Source organism: Pseudomonas sp. Z1-29 (genome assembly GCF_051131995.1).
Lineage (GTDB): Bacteria > Pseudomonadota > Gammaproteobacteria > Pseudomonadales > Pseudomonadaceae > Aquipseudomonas.
Map to the genome: position 1 here is coordinate 2,920,184 of NZ_CP071645.1, position 14,292 is coordinate 2,934,475.

At 64.5% G+C, this 14,292-nt stretch carries 12 protein-coding genes; 7 read left to right on the plus strand and 5 right to left on the minus strand.

Annotation, left to right across the window (positions count from 1 at the left end; all coding sequences use genetic code 11):
* Window positions 1-355: 355 nt before the first annotated feature.
* From nirB to J3P84_RS13360, 3 genes are all read left to right on the plus strand, one after another.
* A complete protein-coding gene (nirB, locus tag J3P84_RS13350) occupies window positions 356-2,917 on the plus strand; it encodes a nitrite reductase large subunit NirB (RefSeq protein WP_434630937.1) in 2,562 nt (853 codons plus the stop codon).
* On the plus strand, window positions 2,917-3,288 hold the full coding sequence (gene nirD / locus J3P84_RS13355) for a nitrite reductase small subunit NirD (protein WP_434600836.1): 372 nt from the start codon (window positions 2,917-2,919) through the stop codon (window positions 3,286-3,288). The genes nirB and nirD overlap by 1 nt, the downstream gene beginning before the upstream one ends.
* 176 nt (window positions 3,289-3,464) lie before the next feature.
* Window positions 3,465-3,905 carry a CBS domain-containing protein gene (locus tag J3P84_RS13360; protein ID WP_434630940.1) on the plus strand — a complete coding sequence of 147 codons (441 nt, stop codon included), beginning with the start codon at window positions 3,465-3,467 and terminating at the stop codon, window positions 3,903-3,905.
* Window positions 3,906-4,055: 150 nt separating this feature from the next.
* Here J3P84_RS13360 and J3P84_RS13365 read toward each other — a convergent pair whose 3' ends face one another.
* The 4 genes from J3P84_RS13365 to J3P84_RS13380 are packed head-to-tail and all read right to left on the minus strand — an operon-like array spanning window position 4,056 to window position 8,693.
* Window positions 4,056-4,538, minus strand: coding sequence for a response regulator (locus J3P84_RS13365; protein ID WP_305500942.1), 483 nt, complete (start codon window positions 4,536-4,538; stop codon window positions 4,056-4,058).
* Window positions 4,535-6,847, minus strand: coding sequence for an ATP-binding protein (locus J3P84_RS13370; protein WP_434630944.1), 2,313 nt, complete (start codon window positions 6,845-6,847; stop codon window positions 4,535-4,537). Before J3P84_RS13370 ends, J3P84_RS13365 begins: the two co-directional genes overlap by 4 nt.
* Window positions 6,844-7,512, minus strand: a complete 669-nt coding sequence (locus J3P84_RS13375) for a response regulator (protein WP_434630947.1) — start codon at window positions 7,510-7,512, stop codon at window positions 6,844-6,846. The genes J3P84_RS13370 and J3P84_RS13375 overlap by 4 nt, the downstream gene beginning before the upstream one ends.
* Window positions 7,509-8,693, minus strand: coding sequence for a sensor histidine kinase (locus J3P84_RS13380; protein WP_434630950.1), 1,185 nt, complete (start codon window positions 8,691-8,693; stop codon window positions 7,509-7,511). The genes J3P84_RS13375 and J3P84_RS13380 overlap by 4 nt, the downstream gene beginning before the upstream one ends.
* A gap of 175 nt (window positions 8,694-8,868) precedes the next feature.
* On the opposite strand from J3P84_RS13380, the gene J3P84_RS13385 reads away from it, so the two are divergent.
* From J3P84_RS13385 to J3P84_RS13400, 4 genes are all read left to right on the plus strand, one after another.
* A complete protein-coding gene (locus J3P84_RS13385; protein ID WP_434630953.1) occupies window positions 8,869-9,390 on the plus strand; it encodes an SgcJ/EcaC family oxidoreductase in 522 nt (173 codons plus the stop codon).
* Window positions 9,391-9,540: 150 nt separating this feature from the next.
* Window positions 9,541-10,050 (plus strand): sigma-70 family RNA polymerase sigma factor, encoded by a 510-nt coding sequence (locus J3P84_RS13390; RefSeq protein WP_434568353.1) that lies wholly within the window; start codon window positions 9,541-9,543, stop codon window positions 10,048-10,050.
* Window positions 10,050-10,991, plus strand: coding sequence for a FecR domain-containing protein (locus J3P84_RS13395; protein WP_434630956.1), 942 nt, complete (start codon window positions 10,050-10,052; stop codon window positions 10,989-10,991). Before J3P84_RS13390 ends, J3P84_RS13395 begins: the two co-directional genes overlap by 1 nt.
* 67 nt (window positions 10,992-11,058) lie before the next feature.
* Entirely contained in the window at window positions 11,059-13,482 is a 2,424-nt protein-coding gene (locus tag J3P84_RS13400; RefSeq protein ID WP_434630959.1) for a TonB-dependent siderophore receptor, read from the plus strand.
* 182 nt (window positions 13,483-13,664) lie between these two features.
* On the opposite strand, the gene J3P84_RS13405 is transcribed toward J3P84_RS13400, so the two are convergent.
* Window positions 13,665-14,066 (minus strand): hypothetical protein, encoded by a 402-nt coding sequence (locus J3P84_RS13405; RefSeq protein ID WP_434630962.1) that lies wholly within the window; start codon window positions 14,064-14,066, stop codon window positions 13,665-13,667.
* Window positions 14,067-14,292: the final 226 nt, after the last annotated feature.

Genomic DNA, 14,292 nt, shown 5'->3' on the forward strand with positions numbered 1-14,292 from the left:
GCTGTGGACGGGGCTGATGCAGGTCGGCTTCCGGTGACCGGACCGGCCTCTTCGCGGGCAGGCCCGCTCCCACAGGGGATTGTGGGTGCATGCGAGGGGGTGGAGGCGGGCAAAAATGAAGTCTGGCACGCTCGCTGCAAGAGGCTTGGCAGGCCCACCGCGAACACAATCGAGTGGGCAGCCCCGTCGGTCAACGAAGATCGAGCGCCAGCAGGCCGGGGATATTACGGTAGGTCAGGGCGCAGTCGCCGGATCGATACCGCACAGAACAGGCAAAGACGCCTGGAACCGCAAGGTTTCAGGCGTCTTTTTTTGCTTTCAAAAAACCGTGATGGGCTTTTGTCGGGTGCTTTTTATGAATTCCAACGTTGCTTCCCTGAACAAGCTGCAAACGCTGATCGTGATCGGCAATGGCATGGTCGGCCATCACTGCGTCGAGCAACTGATCGAGCGCGGTGCCCTCAATCATTACCGCGTGCATGTGTTCAGCGAAGAGCCGATGCGTGCCTATGACCGTGTGCATTTGTCCGAGTATTTCTCGGGCCGCGATGCCGAGTCGCTGGCCCTGGGCGAAGCCTCGTTGTACCAGACGCCCGGCGTCACGCTGCACTTGGGCGTGCCGGTGCTGGAAATCGATCGCCAGGCGCGCCAGGTTGTCACCGCCGCCGAGCGCCTCAGCTACGACAAGCTGGTGCTCGCCACCGGTTCGTACCCGTTCGTGCCGCCGATCCAGGGCGCCGAAGGTGATTCGTGCCTGGTCTACCGCACCCTTGAAGACCTCGACGCCATCCGCGCCGCCGCGAACAATGCCCGGCGTGGCGTGGTCGTCGGTGGTGGCCTGCTGGGCCTGGAAGCGGCCAATGCCCTCAAGACCCTTGGCCTGGAAGCTCACGTGGTGGAATTCGCCCCACGGCTGATGCCGGTACAACTGGACGAGCAGGGCGGCCTGGCCCTCAAGGCGCGCATCGAAAAACTCGGTGTCGGCGTGCACCTGTCCAAGGGCACCCAATCCATCAGCGCCGGTGAGCAATACCGTTACCGGATGAACTTCGCCACCGACGACTTCCTGGAAACCGACCTGATCGTGTTTTCCGCCGGTATCCGCGCCCAGGATGCCCTGGCTCGCCAGTGCGACCTGCAGATCGGCCCGCGCGGTGGCGTGGTGATTGACGACCATTGCCAGAGCAGCGACCCGGACATCTATGCCATCGGCGAATGCGCCGCCTGGAATGGCAGCATCTTCGGCCTGGTCGCGCCGGGCTACCAGATGGCCCGCAATGTCGCGGCGCGCCTGTGCGGCGAGGCTGGCGAGGCGTTCACCGGCGCGGACATGTCCACCAAGCTCAAGCTGTTGGGCGTGGACGTCGGTTCCATCGGCGACGCCCATGGCAACACGCCGGGTGCGCGCAGCTTCCAATTCATCGACGAAACCAGCGCCAGCTATCGGCGCCTGGTAGTGGACGCCGACGGCAAGCGCGTGATCGGCGCGGTGCTGGTGGGCGACAACAGCTATTACGACACCCTGCTGCAATACATGCAGAACGGCATCGCCTTGCCCAAGGACGCCGCCAGCCTGATCCTGCCATCGTCCGAGGGCGCTCCGACACTGGGCCCGGCGGCGCTGCCCGAAGCGGCGACCATCTGCTCGTGCCACAACGTCACCAAGGGCTCGATCTGCGCGGCCATCGATGGCGGCTGCAGCGATCTCGGCCAGCTCAAGTGCGACACCAAGGCCGGTACCGGTTGCGGCGGCTGCGCGGCCCTGGTCAAGCAGGTATTCGAGCACGAGCTGATCGCCCGTGGCGTCAGCGTCGACAAGAGCCTGTGCGAACACTTCGCCTATACCCGCCAGGAGCTCTACGCACTGGTGCGGGTGGAAGGGATTATCAGTTTCGAAGAGCTGCTGGCCAAACACGGTCGCGGCCATACCGGTTGCGACCTGTGCAAGCCGGCGGTGGGTTCGATCCTGGCGTCGTGCTGGAACCAGCCGATCATGGACGCGCACCTGGTGCCGCTGCAGGACACCAACGATACGTTCATGGCGAACATGCAGAAAAACGGCACCTACTCGGTGGTGCCGCGCATCGCCGGCGGTGAGATCACTGCGGACAAACTGATCGCCATTGGCGTGGTCGCGAAGAAATACGACCTCTACACCAAGATCACCGGCGGCCAGCGCATCGACCTGTTCGGCGCGCAGTTGCACCAGTTGCCGGACATCTGGGCCGAGCTGATCGAAGCCGGTTTCGAGACCGGCCACGCCTACGGCAAATCGACGCGTACGGTGAAGTCCTGCGTCGGCAGCACCTGGTGCCGCTACGGCGTGCAGGACAGCGTGCAGATGGCCCTGACCATCGAGGACCGCTACAAGGGCCTGCGCTCGCCGCACAAGCTCAAGTTCGCGGTGTCCGGTTGCACCCGTGAATGCGCCGAGGCGCAGAGCAAGGACGTGGGTGTGATCGCCACGGAGAAGGGCTGGAACCTCTACGTGGCCGGCAACGGCGGCATGCGTCCACGCCACGCCGAGCTGTTCGCCACCGACCTGGATGACGCCACGCTGATCCGCTACATCGACCGGTTCCTGATGTTCTACATCCGCACCGCGGACAAGTTGCAGCGCACCTCGGTCTGGCGCGAGAGCCTGGAAGGCGGTCTGGCCTACCTCAAGGACGTGATCATCCACGACAGCCTGGGCCTGGGCGCCGAGCTCGAAGCGCAGATGCAACTGGTGGTCGACCGCTACGAGTGCGAATGGGCCAACGCCTTGAAGGATCCGGAAAAACTCAAGCGCTTCCGCACCTTCGTCAACGACAAGCGCGACGATCCGGACGTCCATTTTGTCCGCGAACGCGGCCAGCGCCGGCCGGTGCATGCCGGCGAACTTCACCTGATTCCCGTCACCGAGGAGGTGCTCTGATGAGCCAGTCAAACGTCGTTCGTATCGCTCAAGAACCCGTCCAATGGCGCACCCTGTGCAGCCGCGAGGACCTGGTGCCCAATTCCGGCGTGGTTGCCTGGCATGACGGCCGCCAAGTGGCGCTGCTCTACCTGCCGGAGCATACGGACAAGCCGCTGTACGCCGTCGACAACCGCGACCCCAAGTCCGGCGCGAACGTCATCGGTCGTGGTCTGCTGGGCAGCATCAAGGGCGAACTGGTGATCGCCTCGCCGATGTACAAGCAGCATTTTCGCTTGGAAGACGGCCATTGCCTGGAATATCCCGAACAGCGCCTGCGGGTCTGGCCGGTGCGGTTGAACGGGGATGTGGTGGAGATTGGCGCGGACTGATCCGTGCTAAGGCCGCCTTAGTGGTGCTTTTGTGGCGAGGGAGCTTGCTCCCGCTGGACCGCGCAGCGGTCCTAAAATCTTGCGGTCGCTGCGCACTGGAGCGCCAGCCCGGCCGAGCGGGAGCAAGCTCCCTCGCCACGACAGCGATCACTTTGGTTCGAGATTGAGGATTAACAATGAAAACCGCCGCTCAACTGGTGAAGCTCAAGAGTGTGCAGAACCGGCAGGTCCACAGCATCGCGCCGGACCAGACCGTGCTTGAAGCGCTGCAGATCATGGCCGAGAAAAACGTCGGCGCGCTGCCGGTGATCGAGGCCGGCGAGGTGGTGGGGGTGTTCAGCGAACGGGACTATGCCCGCAAGATGGTGCTCAAGGGGCGTTCTTCAGTGGGCACCACGGTACGCACCATCATGAGCGCGCCGGTCATCACCGCCGACAGCCAGCAGAGCATCGAACGCTGCATGGAAGTCATGACCGAGAGCCACCTGCGCCATCTGCCGGTGCTGGACGACGGCCAGTTGATTGGCCTGCTGTCCATCGGCGACCTGGTGAAGGAAGCGCTGGTCGAGCAGGCGGACCTGATCCGCCAGCTGGAGCATTACATCCGCGGCCACTGAACCCGCTCACTGCTGGGAGGTAAGGCCCCTGTGGCGAGGGAGCTTGCTCCCGCTCGGCCGGGCTGGCGCTCCAGTGCGCAGCGACCGTAAGATTTTTGGGGCCGCTACGCAGCCCAGCGGGAGCAAGCTCCCTCGCCACGCCACGCCACACTACGCTGACGGCTCGATGCGCTGGTCAGCCGTCCCTCGATGCTGGCGCAACAATTCGATCTGCTCGGCGGGAATCAATGTACGCAGCGATTTGTACAGGGCTCGGGTTTCCAGCAGATTCCAGACCCGCAGCATGGTTTCCAGGGCGTCGAGGGGCTTGCTGATGAAGTCCCGGGCGCCTAATGCCAGGGCCCGCAGGCGGGTGTCGCGCGTGGCGTCGGCGGTCAGCACCAGGATCGGCAGGTAGTCATTGGCCGGGATGCGCCGGTTGAGCTGCTCCAGGACGGCAAACCCGTCGAAGGCCGGCATGTGCAGGTCGAGGATGACCAGGTCCGGCTCAAAACTGTTGAACAGGTCGAGTGTGCGCAACGGCTCGGTGCTGCTCAGCACGTTGTGCAGCCCTTCACGGGCCAGCAGTTGTTCCATCAACTCAAGGTTGGGGCGCTGATCGTCGATAATCAGGATGCGCAGATCGCGATTCATGCGGACTCCGGTAAATAACGTTCAAGGTGGCCGAGGAAGGCCTGGATATGAATGGGCTTGGTCAGGATCGCCGTGGCGCCGGCCTCGCGCAGGGCGCGGTGAGTGAGGTCGCTGGCATCCGCGGTGATCATCAGCACGGGCGTGGACGCGGTCGCCGCAGACTGGCGCAACCGACGCAGGACTTCCAGCCCCTCCAGGTCCGGCAATGTCACGTCGAGCAGGATCAGCTGCGGCGCGTGCTGGCGCGCCAGGTCCAGGCCCAACTGGCCTTGCATGCTCGATAGCAGCTGGATGCCCGGGCGACGCTGCATCAGGGTTTCGATCAAGGCGAGGCTCGACAGGTTGTCTTCGATGCACAGGACCTTGCCGTCGAAATCGGTGCGCGGGCGGGTGATTTCCAACGCCGCCAATGGCGGCAGCTGGGCGCCGGACACCTGGGTGGCGGGCAAGCGCAAGGTGAAGCAGCAGCCTTGTCCCGGTTCGCTAAGTACCTGAAGGCTACCCTGCATCATCTCCAGCAGGCTTTTGCTCAGGGAGAGTCCCAGGCCTGTGCCTTCGACCTGCGGGTCGGCGCCCAGGCGTTCGAACGGCTTGAACAACTGGTCCAACTGTTCGGGGGCGATGCCGTGCCCGGTGTCGCTGACGGCAATGCCCACCTGATGGCCCTCGACGTTCACTTCGATGCGCACCTCACCGCCGGGCCGGTTGTACTTGATGGCGTTGGAGAGCAGGTTGAGCAGCACCTGGACCAGGCGCTGGCGATCGGCAAGCACGCCACTGCCTTCGGGCAGCGCGGGCAGGGCGGCCAGATGAATTCCTGAATCCGCGGCCATCGGCGACACCAGCGTCAAGGCTTCGTGCAGCACGGTCGGCAGGGCAATTGGCTCGATGTTCAGGGGCAGCCGGCCGGCTTCGATCCGGGCGATGTCGAGCACTTCGTTGATCAACGCGAGCAAATGCTGGCCGGCGCGCAGGATGTGGCTGACCTGCGGGCGCTGGCCGGCGACCGAGTCCATGTCCAGCAATTGCGCGAAGCCGAGGATGGCGTTCAGCGGCGTGCGCAACTCATGACTCATGCGCGAAAGAAATTCGCTCTTGGCCCGGCTCGCGCTTTCCGCTTCCTCACGGGCGGTACGCAGGGCGATTTCAGCGGTGCGCCGGTCGGTGATGTCGCGGGTGATCTTGGAGAAACCACGCAGCGCGCCGGTGCTGTCGTATTGAGTGGTGATGACCACGCTGGCCCAGAAGCGACTGCCGTCCTTGCGGCAACGCCAGCCTTCTTCCATGTAATGGCCGTCGCGGGTGGCCTCGCGCAGGGCCATTTCGGGGTGGGCCGGGCACTCTTCGGCCAGGTAGAACAGCGAGAAATGCCGACCGAGTACCTCCTGTTCGGTATAGCCCTTGATCCGCTCGGCCCCGGCATTCCAGGTGATCACATGGCCCTTGGCGTCGAGGGCAAAAATGCCGTAGTCCTTGACGCCATCGATGATCAGCCGCAGGCGTTCCTCGTTATCGCGCAGGGCGCGCTCGCGTTCGGCGAGCAACTGCCCGGCCTCCACCAGACGGGTGCCCAACTGGCCGATTTCGTCCTTCTCCGGCGGTTGCGGCAACAATGGCTGGCCCAGCGCCAGGCGCTGGGCGTTGCCTTGCACCTGCTGGACCCGGGCGACAATGCCCTTGGACAGGAACAGCACCGCGACAATGGCCCCGAACAACCCGCAGACCGCCGCGAGCAGGGTCGCGAACAGCAGCCGCATGCGCGTGGCCGACGCGGCGGCGCTGCGGTCGGCGAGCAGGGCATCCTCGCGGATGCGCATGGCGCTGATCTGCTCGCGCAGTACGTCGAGCACCTGTTTGTTTTCGATCAGGATCGCGGTGATGGCCGCGGTGTCGTCGGCCTTGCCGGTGCGCAACGCCTGCAACCCGGCAAGCTTTTCGGTAATCAGCGGGGTAATGGTCTTGAGGTGCTCGCGCATCCTCGCGTCACGGATATTGTGATCCAGGCGTTGCAATGCAGCCTGGATCCTCGGGGTGGCCTGTTCGTAGCCGGGCAGGAAATCTTCACGCCGGGTCAGCAGGTAACCGCGCACGCTGGCCGCGGCCTCGGCCAGCAAGGTGTGCACGGCCTGGATGTCGCCCTGGACCAGCAGCACCCGGCGCACATCCTCTTCGGCACGGGCCGTCTGGCGTTCGGTGATGTAGATCAGCACCAGCGACAGCAGCAGGACCACCAACGGCAGCGAGATCACCACCAGCGCCTTGCCCCGCAACGGCAAGTCGGCCCATCTCCGGGCGGCCAGAAACCTCATGGCCATTGTCCGCTGGGTTGCGCCACCAGGCCCAGGGCAACGCCGCGCACCGCCGCCTGGGTCCGGTCGGCGGCGCCGAGCTTGCCGATGACCCGCTCCACATGCGCTTTGGCCGTGCCGGGGGCGATGCCGAGCTTTTCGCCGATCTCGCGATTACTGAACCCACCGGCCACCAGCCCGAGTACCTGGCGTTCGCGCGCGGTCAGGGCCTGGACGGGCGTTGCACCGTTGGCGCTGCGTTCGGCCATGCGGCGCAACAGGCGGGCGCTGACCGAACTGTTCAGTGCCTCTTCACCCTGGGCGACTCGCCTAAGGGCCTGGAGCATTTCCTCGCGGCTGGCATCCTTGAGCAGATAGCCGACGGCGCCCGCACCGATGGCCGCTTCGAGGTGGTCGGGGCTGTCGTCCATGGTGAAGATCATCACTTTGATCTGCGGCTGGCGTTGTTGCAGGATGCGCGCCGCGCCGAGGCCGTTGAGCACGGGCATGCGGATATCGAGGATGGCGATGTCCGGCTGTAGCCGCTCGCACAGGTCGAGCGCTTCCTGGCCGTCGCAGGCCTGGCCGACGACTTCGAACCCTTCGGTACCGGCGAGCATGGAAATGAACCCGGTGCGGGTCACTTCGTGATCATCGGCCAACAGCAGGCGCAAGGGACGACTCATGGCTGTGCTCCGTGGGCTGGCAACGGCACGCTGGCCAGCAGTCGAGTGCCGCGGTCGGGTGCACTACGACAGTTCAACTGGCCACCCAGCAGGCTCGCGCGCTCCTGCATGGCGGCCAGGCCGAGGTGGCGGGTGCCATTGGTCTCGATGGGTTGTTCCAGGGCGAAGCCGCAGCCATCGTCCTGGACCCGCAGCCAAGCCTGGCCGTCTCGCACCGCCAGCCCGAGGGAAACCTGATTGGCCTGGGCGTGCTTGAGAATGTTGTTGATGCCTTCCTGGGCGATGCGAAACAACGCAATCTCGGTATTGCCCGGCAGGCGCGCAATGCTGTGCTCGACCCAATCGACCCGGAGCCCGGCGTCACGCAGACGATCCGCCTCCTTGTCGACGGCTTTGTACAAGCCGAAATCATCGAGCACATGCGGACGCAGGCCGCCGATCAGTTGCCGACCTTCGCCGACGCAGCCCTGGGCCAGTTCGAGAATGCCCCGCAGTTCATCGGCCAGCGCCGCCGGCAAAGGCGGGCAGCGACCGGCGAAGCCCTGGAGGCGTTGATGCAATCCAGCGAGGTTCTGCGCGAGGCCATCGTGCAGGTCATAGGCGACACGCTTGCGCTCGTCCTCCTGGGCGCTGAACAACCGATGGACCAGCTCGGACATGGTCCGCTCGCGGGCCTGGAGCGTTTGCAGCAGGCGGCTGTTCTCCAGGTGCGCCGCCAACAGCGTGGCCAGCAGCTGCAGCGATTCGATGTCTTCATTGTCAGGGGCGCCCAAGGGCACGCTGTTGCCTAATAGCAGCGCGCCGAACGCAACGCCGTCGGACCCGCGCAGAGGGATCCGCAGGATCTGCGGCAACGGCGTGCCGGGGCGATCCATCCACTGCGAAGCGGGCGAGGGCGGTTGGGCCAGCTCGGCGAGCAGCTCGAGGCGCTCGCCGCTGCCGTGGCTGGCGACGGTCTGCAACTGGCTGTCAGCGGTCCATTCCAGCAACAGACCGTGATCCATGGCGACGAACGCGCACGCACGTTCCACCGCGCGTTGGCGCATCTGCGCCAACGGCAGGCGGGTCAGTTCGTGCCCGGTGCCCAACAACAGGCCCAGGCGCGCCGCCCGGCTTTGCGACTGGCGGTACTGGGTGCGGATCGCCAAGGCGCTGCCAGGGTCATGGGGTGGGCTTTGCATGGGGAACTCCAGCGTGGAAGGGCAAACCGGCGCGGTTGGTGATGGTTTCATTAAACCCTGTGATCGACACCCGGCCTATCTGCCGAATGGCATAGGCGATCGGCACCGGTTGGCCGATGGCGAGGCTCGCGAAGGCCGGCACAGTGGGCTCATTGAAACCCAAAGGAACGCTACGATGAAAATGAAAACCTGTGCCATTGCCGCTTTTCTCCTGCTGGGCGCACCCCTTGCCCAAGCGCTGGAGACCACGCCGTTTGTCTACAGCACCGTGGCCGAGCAGCCGCAGAACGTCAACGACCGTGAAATCGCCGGGCTGTTCGACCGCTGGAACGCTGCGTTGAAGACCGGCAGCGCCGTCGCGGTCACCAGCCTGTACGCCCCGGATGCGATTCTGCAACCGACCGTCTCCAACAAGGTGCGCAGTACCCCGGCGCAGATCCAGGACTATTTCGTGCACTTCCTGGCGGCCAAGCCGGTCGGGGTGATCAACTACCGGGAAATCCGTCACATGGGGCCTGACGCGGCGATGGACAGCGGAGTCTATACCTTTACGCTGACCCAGGCCGACGGTTCCAAGCGGGAAGTGCAGGCGCGCTACACCTTCCTTTACGAGCGACTCGACGGTCAGTGGAAAATCATCAACCATCACTCGTCGGCCATGCCGGAAGTACCGAAGACCCTGCAGGCCAGCCACTGACCGCAGGCAATATACGGCGCGCCCTGGGTGTCCAAGGGCGCCTGCTTCGCCAGACGTTTTGACCGTCGATGAATTAAAGCCTTGGATTCACCTGGGAACATTAATTAGAATCAGTCTCATTTAAGACATTCTTGCCCAGGGCCACTTCACATGCTTGATGCAGCTAAGCCGGCGGAGCACGCCCTCGACGCGTTATACCGTGACCATGGCGGTTGGCTGGAAGGCTGGCTGCGACGGCGCATGGGCAATGCCTGGGATGCCGCCGACCTGCGCCAGGATACGTTCCTGCGCGTACTGTCCAGCGCCCAGTCGCTGGCCGACCTGCATGAACCGCGCGCCTACCTGTTGACGGTGGGCAAGCGCTTGTTGAGCAATTTCTACACGCGCCGCCATCTGGAACAGGCTTATCTCGACGCGTTGGCCAGCCTGCCCGCCGAATGCGTGCCGTCTCCAGAGCAGCGGTGGCTGCTGCTGGAAACCCTGCAGGCCCTGGACGAGTTGCTCGATGGCCTGCCGCCGGTGGTGCGTCGGGCGTTCCTGTGGAGCCAGCTCGAAGGCCTCGGTTATCGCGAGATCGCCGAGCGCCTGCAAGTCTCCGAACGCACCGTGAAGCGTTATATGGCCCAGGCCTACGAACATTGCCTGTTGGTGGACTTCTGATGCGCCAGGCTCCGTCGGCCGAAGCCCGTGAAGTCGCCCGGGCGGCGGCCCGCTGGCTGGCGCTGATCGAGTCAGGCGCCGATGAATTCGATCATGGCGCGCTGCAGCGCTGGCGCGAAAGCAAGGCCGAGCATGAAGCGGCCTGGCAAAAAGCCCAGCGCCTGCGCCAGCGGTTTGCCGAGGTGCCGTCATCGTTGGGCCTGGCCACCCTGGATCGTCCCGCACTGTCCCGTCGCAGCGTACTCAAGCGCGCGTTGGGTGTCGCCGCGCTGGTACCGACCGCGTGGTTGCTGGGACGTGAACTGCCGCTGGACGCCTGGCGCGCCGACCTGCACACCGCCACCGGGGAACGCCGTCGGTGGACGCTGGCCGGTGGCAACGTTTTGCAGTTGAACACCGATAGCGCTGTCGACCTTGACCTTGAGGCGCGCCGCCTGATGCTGCTGCGCGGCGAGATCGCGCTGAAAGTCGTCGACGTCCCCTTGGCGGTCCAGCTGCCCTACGGTGAGGTGAGCGTCGGCCGAGGCGAAGTCTGTATTCGGCTGGATCAACGCAACTGCCGGGTTTCGGTAGTCAGCGGCGCGGCGCAACTGCAACCTGCGCAAGGGCCAGCGCTGAGGCTCGAAGAAGGCCAACAGGTCGACCTGAGTGCAACTGGCGCGGCTGCGACCAGCACCTTCGACGCCGGGCAGATGGGCTGGCGTGAAGGCGTGCTCGTGGCGCAGAACCAGCCGCTGGGGGATTTCCTTCGGGAGCTGGACCGCTATCGCCCCGGCGTGTTGCGCTGGGACGAAGGGCTGGAAGCGCTCCGCGTCACCGGCAGCTTCCGCCTGGAAAACACCGACCGGATCCTCGCGCTGCTCTCGGCCAGCCTGCCGCTTGAGGTGCACATGCGTACCCGCTACTGGGTCACCTTGACGCCGCGAAAAAATATCGCCTGAAGCCTGTCCCCTTTTTTTGTCTCGCTTGTCATTCAAGGCAACTGAACAAAAAACGAGAGTTGCTCCAATGCCCGCAGCAGTATCTTTACGTTTTCGTCCGGCCCTTGCTGGCTGGCGCCCGTTGCTGAACCTGAGCCTCATGCTGAGCCTGAGCTCCGGTGCGTTTTTCATCTCGCCCAGCCAGGCCGAGGAAAGCGCCCGGCGCAGCTATCAGGTTCCCGCCGGCAGCCTCGGCGCCGCGCTGACCCGGTTCGCCGGCCAGGCTGGCGTCAACCTCTCGGTGGACCCGGCCCTGGTGAGCGGTCGCAACAGTGCCGGGCTCGCTGGCGAGTTTGGCGTGGAGGAGGGCTTTGCCCGGCTGCTGCAGGGTTCTGGCCTGCAGCTGCAGCCAGTAGGGGAACAGGCCTACATGCTCACTCCTGCGGCGCAAGGCAGCAGCCTGCAACTGGCGCCGACCTCGATTTTCGGCGCCACCGGCGCGACGCAAGGCGATCCCTACGCAGGGGGACAGGTGGCACGGCGTGGATCCCAGGGCTTGCTCGGCTCCCGTGACTTCATGGAAACGCCGTTCAGCATGACCACCTACACGGGGGAGACGGTCAAGAATCTGCAAGCACGGACCCTCGGTGACCTGGTCGCCAGCGACCCCTCGGTGCGCGCCACCAACCCGGCGGGCGGGCGTTACGAGCAATTCACCATTCGTGGCTTGAGCCTGTTCAACAGTGACGTGGCCTACAACGGCCTTTATGGCGTGCTGCCGACTTATACAATCGACATGGAGATGGCCGATCGCGTCGACATCCTCAAGGGCCCGACCCAACTGATCAACGGGATCTCGCCGCGAGGCAGCGTCGGCGGCGGGATCAACGTAGTGCCCAAGCGGGCCACCGACAAGCCGATCACGTCCCTGACCGGCAGCTACGCCTCCGACAGCCAGCCCGGCGCTGCCGTGGATGTCGGCCGCCGTTTTGGCGAGGACAAGCAGTTTGGCGTGCGTTTCAACGGCGTCAAGCAGGCCGGCGACACCGACTGGGATCATCAGCGCGTGGACCGCCAGATGGCCGTGCTGGGCCTGGATTTTCGTGGCGAACGCCTGCGTCTTTCTACCGATATCGGCCACACCGAGCGTGACACAGACGCACCGCAAGAGCGCGTCCAGGTTGGCGCCGCCGCGCCGGTACCGCATGCCAGCGATGTGCGACGCAATTACGCGCAGCATTGGAGCAAGGCGCGTACCGAGGACACCTTCGGCGCTGTGAACGGCGAATTCGACGTCAGCGACTCGGTCATGCTTTACGGCGGTGTCGGGGCGCGCAAAAGCAACCACGACTTTCTGCGGCACAACGTATCGGTCACTAATGCGGCCGGCGATTTCACCGTGTCGCCCCGCGACTTTACCCGGGACGAGAATGTCCGCACGGCCAATGCCGGGGTGCGCAACTGGTTCCAAACCGGCCCGGTGAGCCATGAGCTGAACCTGGCGGCCAGTTATTTCTACATGGATTTCGAGAACGGCGGCGCCCGTTATGCGAACGGGCGCAGCAACCTCTATGACCCGGTGCCGACACCGACGCCGAACACCCCCACACGGCCGGACCCGAAGGTCTACACCGAGAACCACTTCAGCGGCGTGGCGCTGTCCGACACCCTGGGGTTCTTCGATGACCGGCTGCTGCTGACCCTTGGCGCCCGCTGGCAGCGGGTGGAAGTTGACGACTGGTCCGATGGGATCAAGGGTCCCACCGCCTATGACGAGGAAAAAGTCTCGCCGTCGGGCGGCATCCTGTTCAAGGCCACCGACAAGCTGTCCCTCTATGCCAACTATATGGAAGGCTTGAGCCAGGGCAAGATCGCGCCGACGTCCTCGGACAACAGCGATGAAATCTTCCCGCCGTTCATCAGCCGCCAGGTCGAGGTCGGCGCCAAGTACGATGCCGGCGCGCTGGCCGTTACCGCCGCCGTGTTCCGGATCAAGCAACCGGCCTATGCCAACGACGCCACGACCAACGTCTTCGGGCCGAACGGCAAGCGCGAGAACACCGGCGCGGAAGTCAGCGTATTCGGTGAACCGGTCAAGGGATTGCGCCTGCTCGGTGGCGTGATGTACATCGACAGCGAACTGACCGACACCACCAACCCTGCGTTTGACGGCAACCGCGCGCCGGCGACACCGGAGTACAACGTCAACCTGGGCGCCGAATGGGATGTGCCGACTGTGCAGGGGTTGACCCTGACCAGCCGCGGCATCTATTCCAGCTCGCAGTACCTGGATCCGTCCAACACCAAGGAAATCGATTCCTGGGAGCGGTTCGACGTCGGTGCGCGGTATGCCTTCAAGGTCGATGACAAGCACATCACCTTGCGCGCCAATATCGAGAACGTGGCGGACAAGCGCTATTGGAGCTCGGCCGGGGCTTCGGACGACAGCGAGCCGGGGCTGACCCTGGCGACGCCGCGCACTTACCTGGTGTCGGCGACTGTCGATTTCTGACCGGAGCTGCTGTTTATCCTGTGGGAGCGAGCAGCCATGAAATTCTGGTCGCCCAATCCAACTGTGGGAGCGAGCCTGCTCGCGAAAAGGCCGGAACTTTCAACATCTTCGTTGAATGTGATACCGCTTTCGCGAGCAGGCTCGCTCCCACAGGGGATGCATTGGCATTGTAAAAAACAATGTCAGCCGTCGCGAAACAGGTCGTGGGCATCCAGCAGCCGCCAGGCGATTTCAGGCCGTTTGTCCAACCCCCGACGGATCGCCGCCGGAATCGACTGGCGGATCTTGCGGCACAGGCCTGGCTGTTCCTGGAACTCGATAGCAATGCCGCGCATGGTCCGCACTTCGTTGTAACCCGGCTCGATGGTCACCCGTACGCCGAGGTTCTCATACAGCCGCTGCTGCAAGCGTTCAAGCTCGTCCAGGCTCTGGATGTTTTCCAGTCGCTCAAGCAGGCGTTTTTCTTCCTGGCGATTCAGGCAAAGGATGCGCAAATCGCTGCCTGGCGTTTGCAGCAACGCATCACGCCCGCAATCACAGACGCCGGGCGGGCAGGGGGGACGGATCGGCATCGACGCGGTCATGGGCTTCACAAGTTCTGCGACACAACAAAACCGCCTTTGGGCGTAGGGACGACCCCGGCAATGTGATGCCTCGCGGCGCGCTGGTCAACCCTCCACAGGGGCCGCTTGTCCGCGTCCGGATAGGGGCCGCTCGTCTGTTTTGCCGCAATCCGATCAAATTTTTCAGCACCGCGCGGGCTCAAGAAGACAAACACGTCGCGGCTCGCTCCGATAGCTGGGCCGCTCT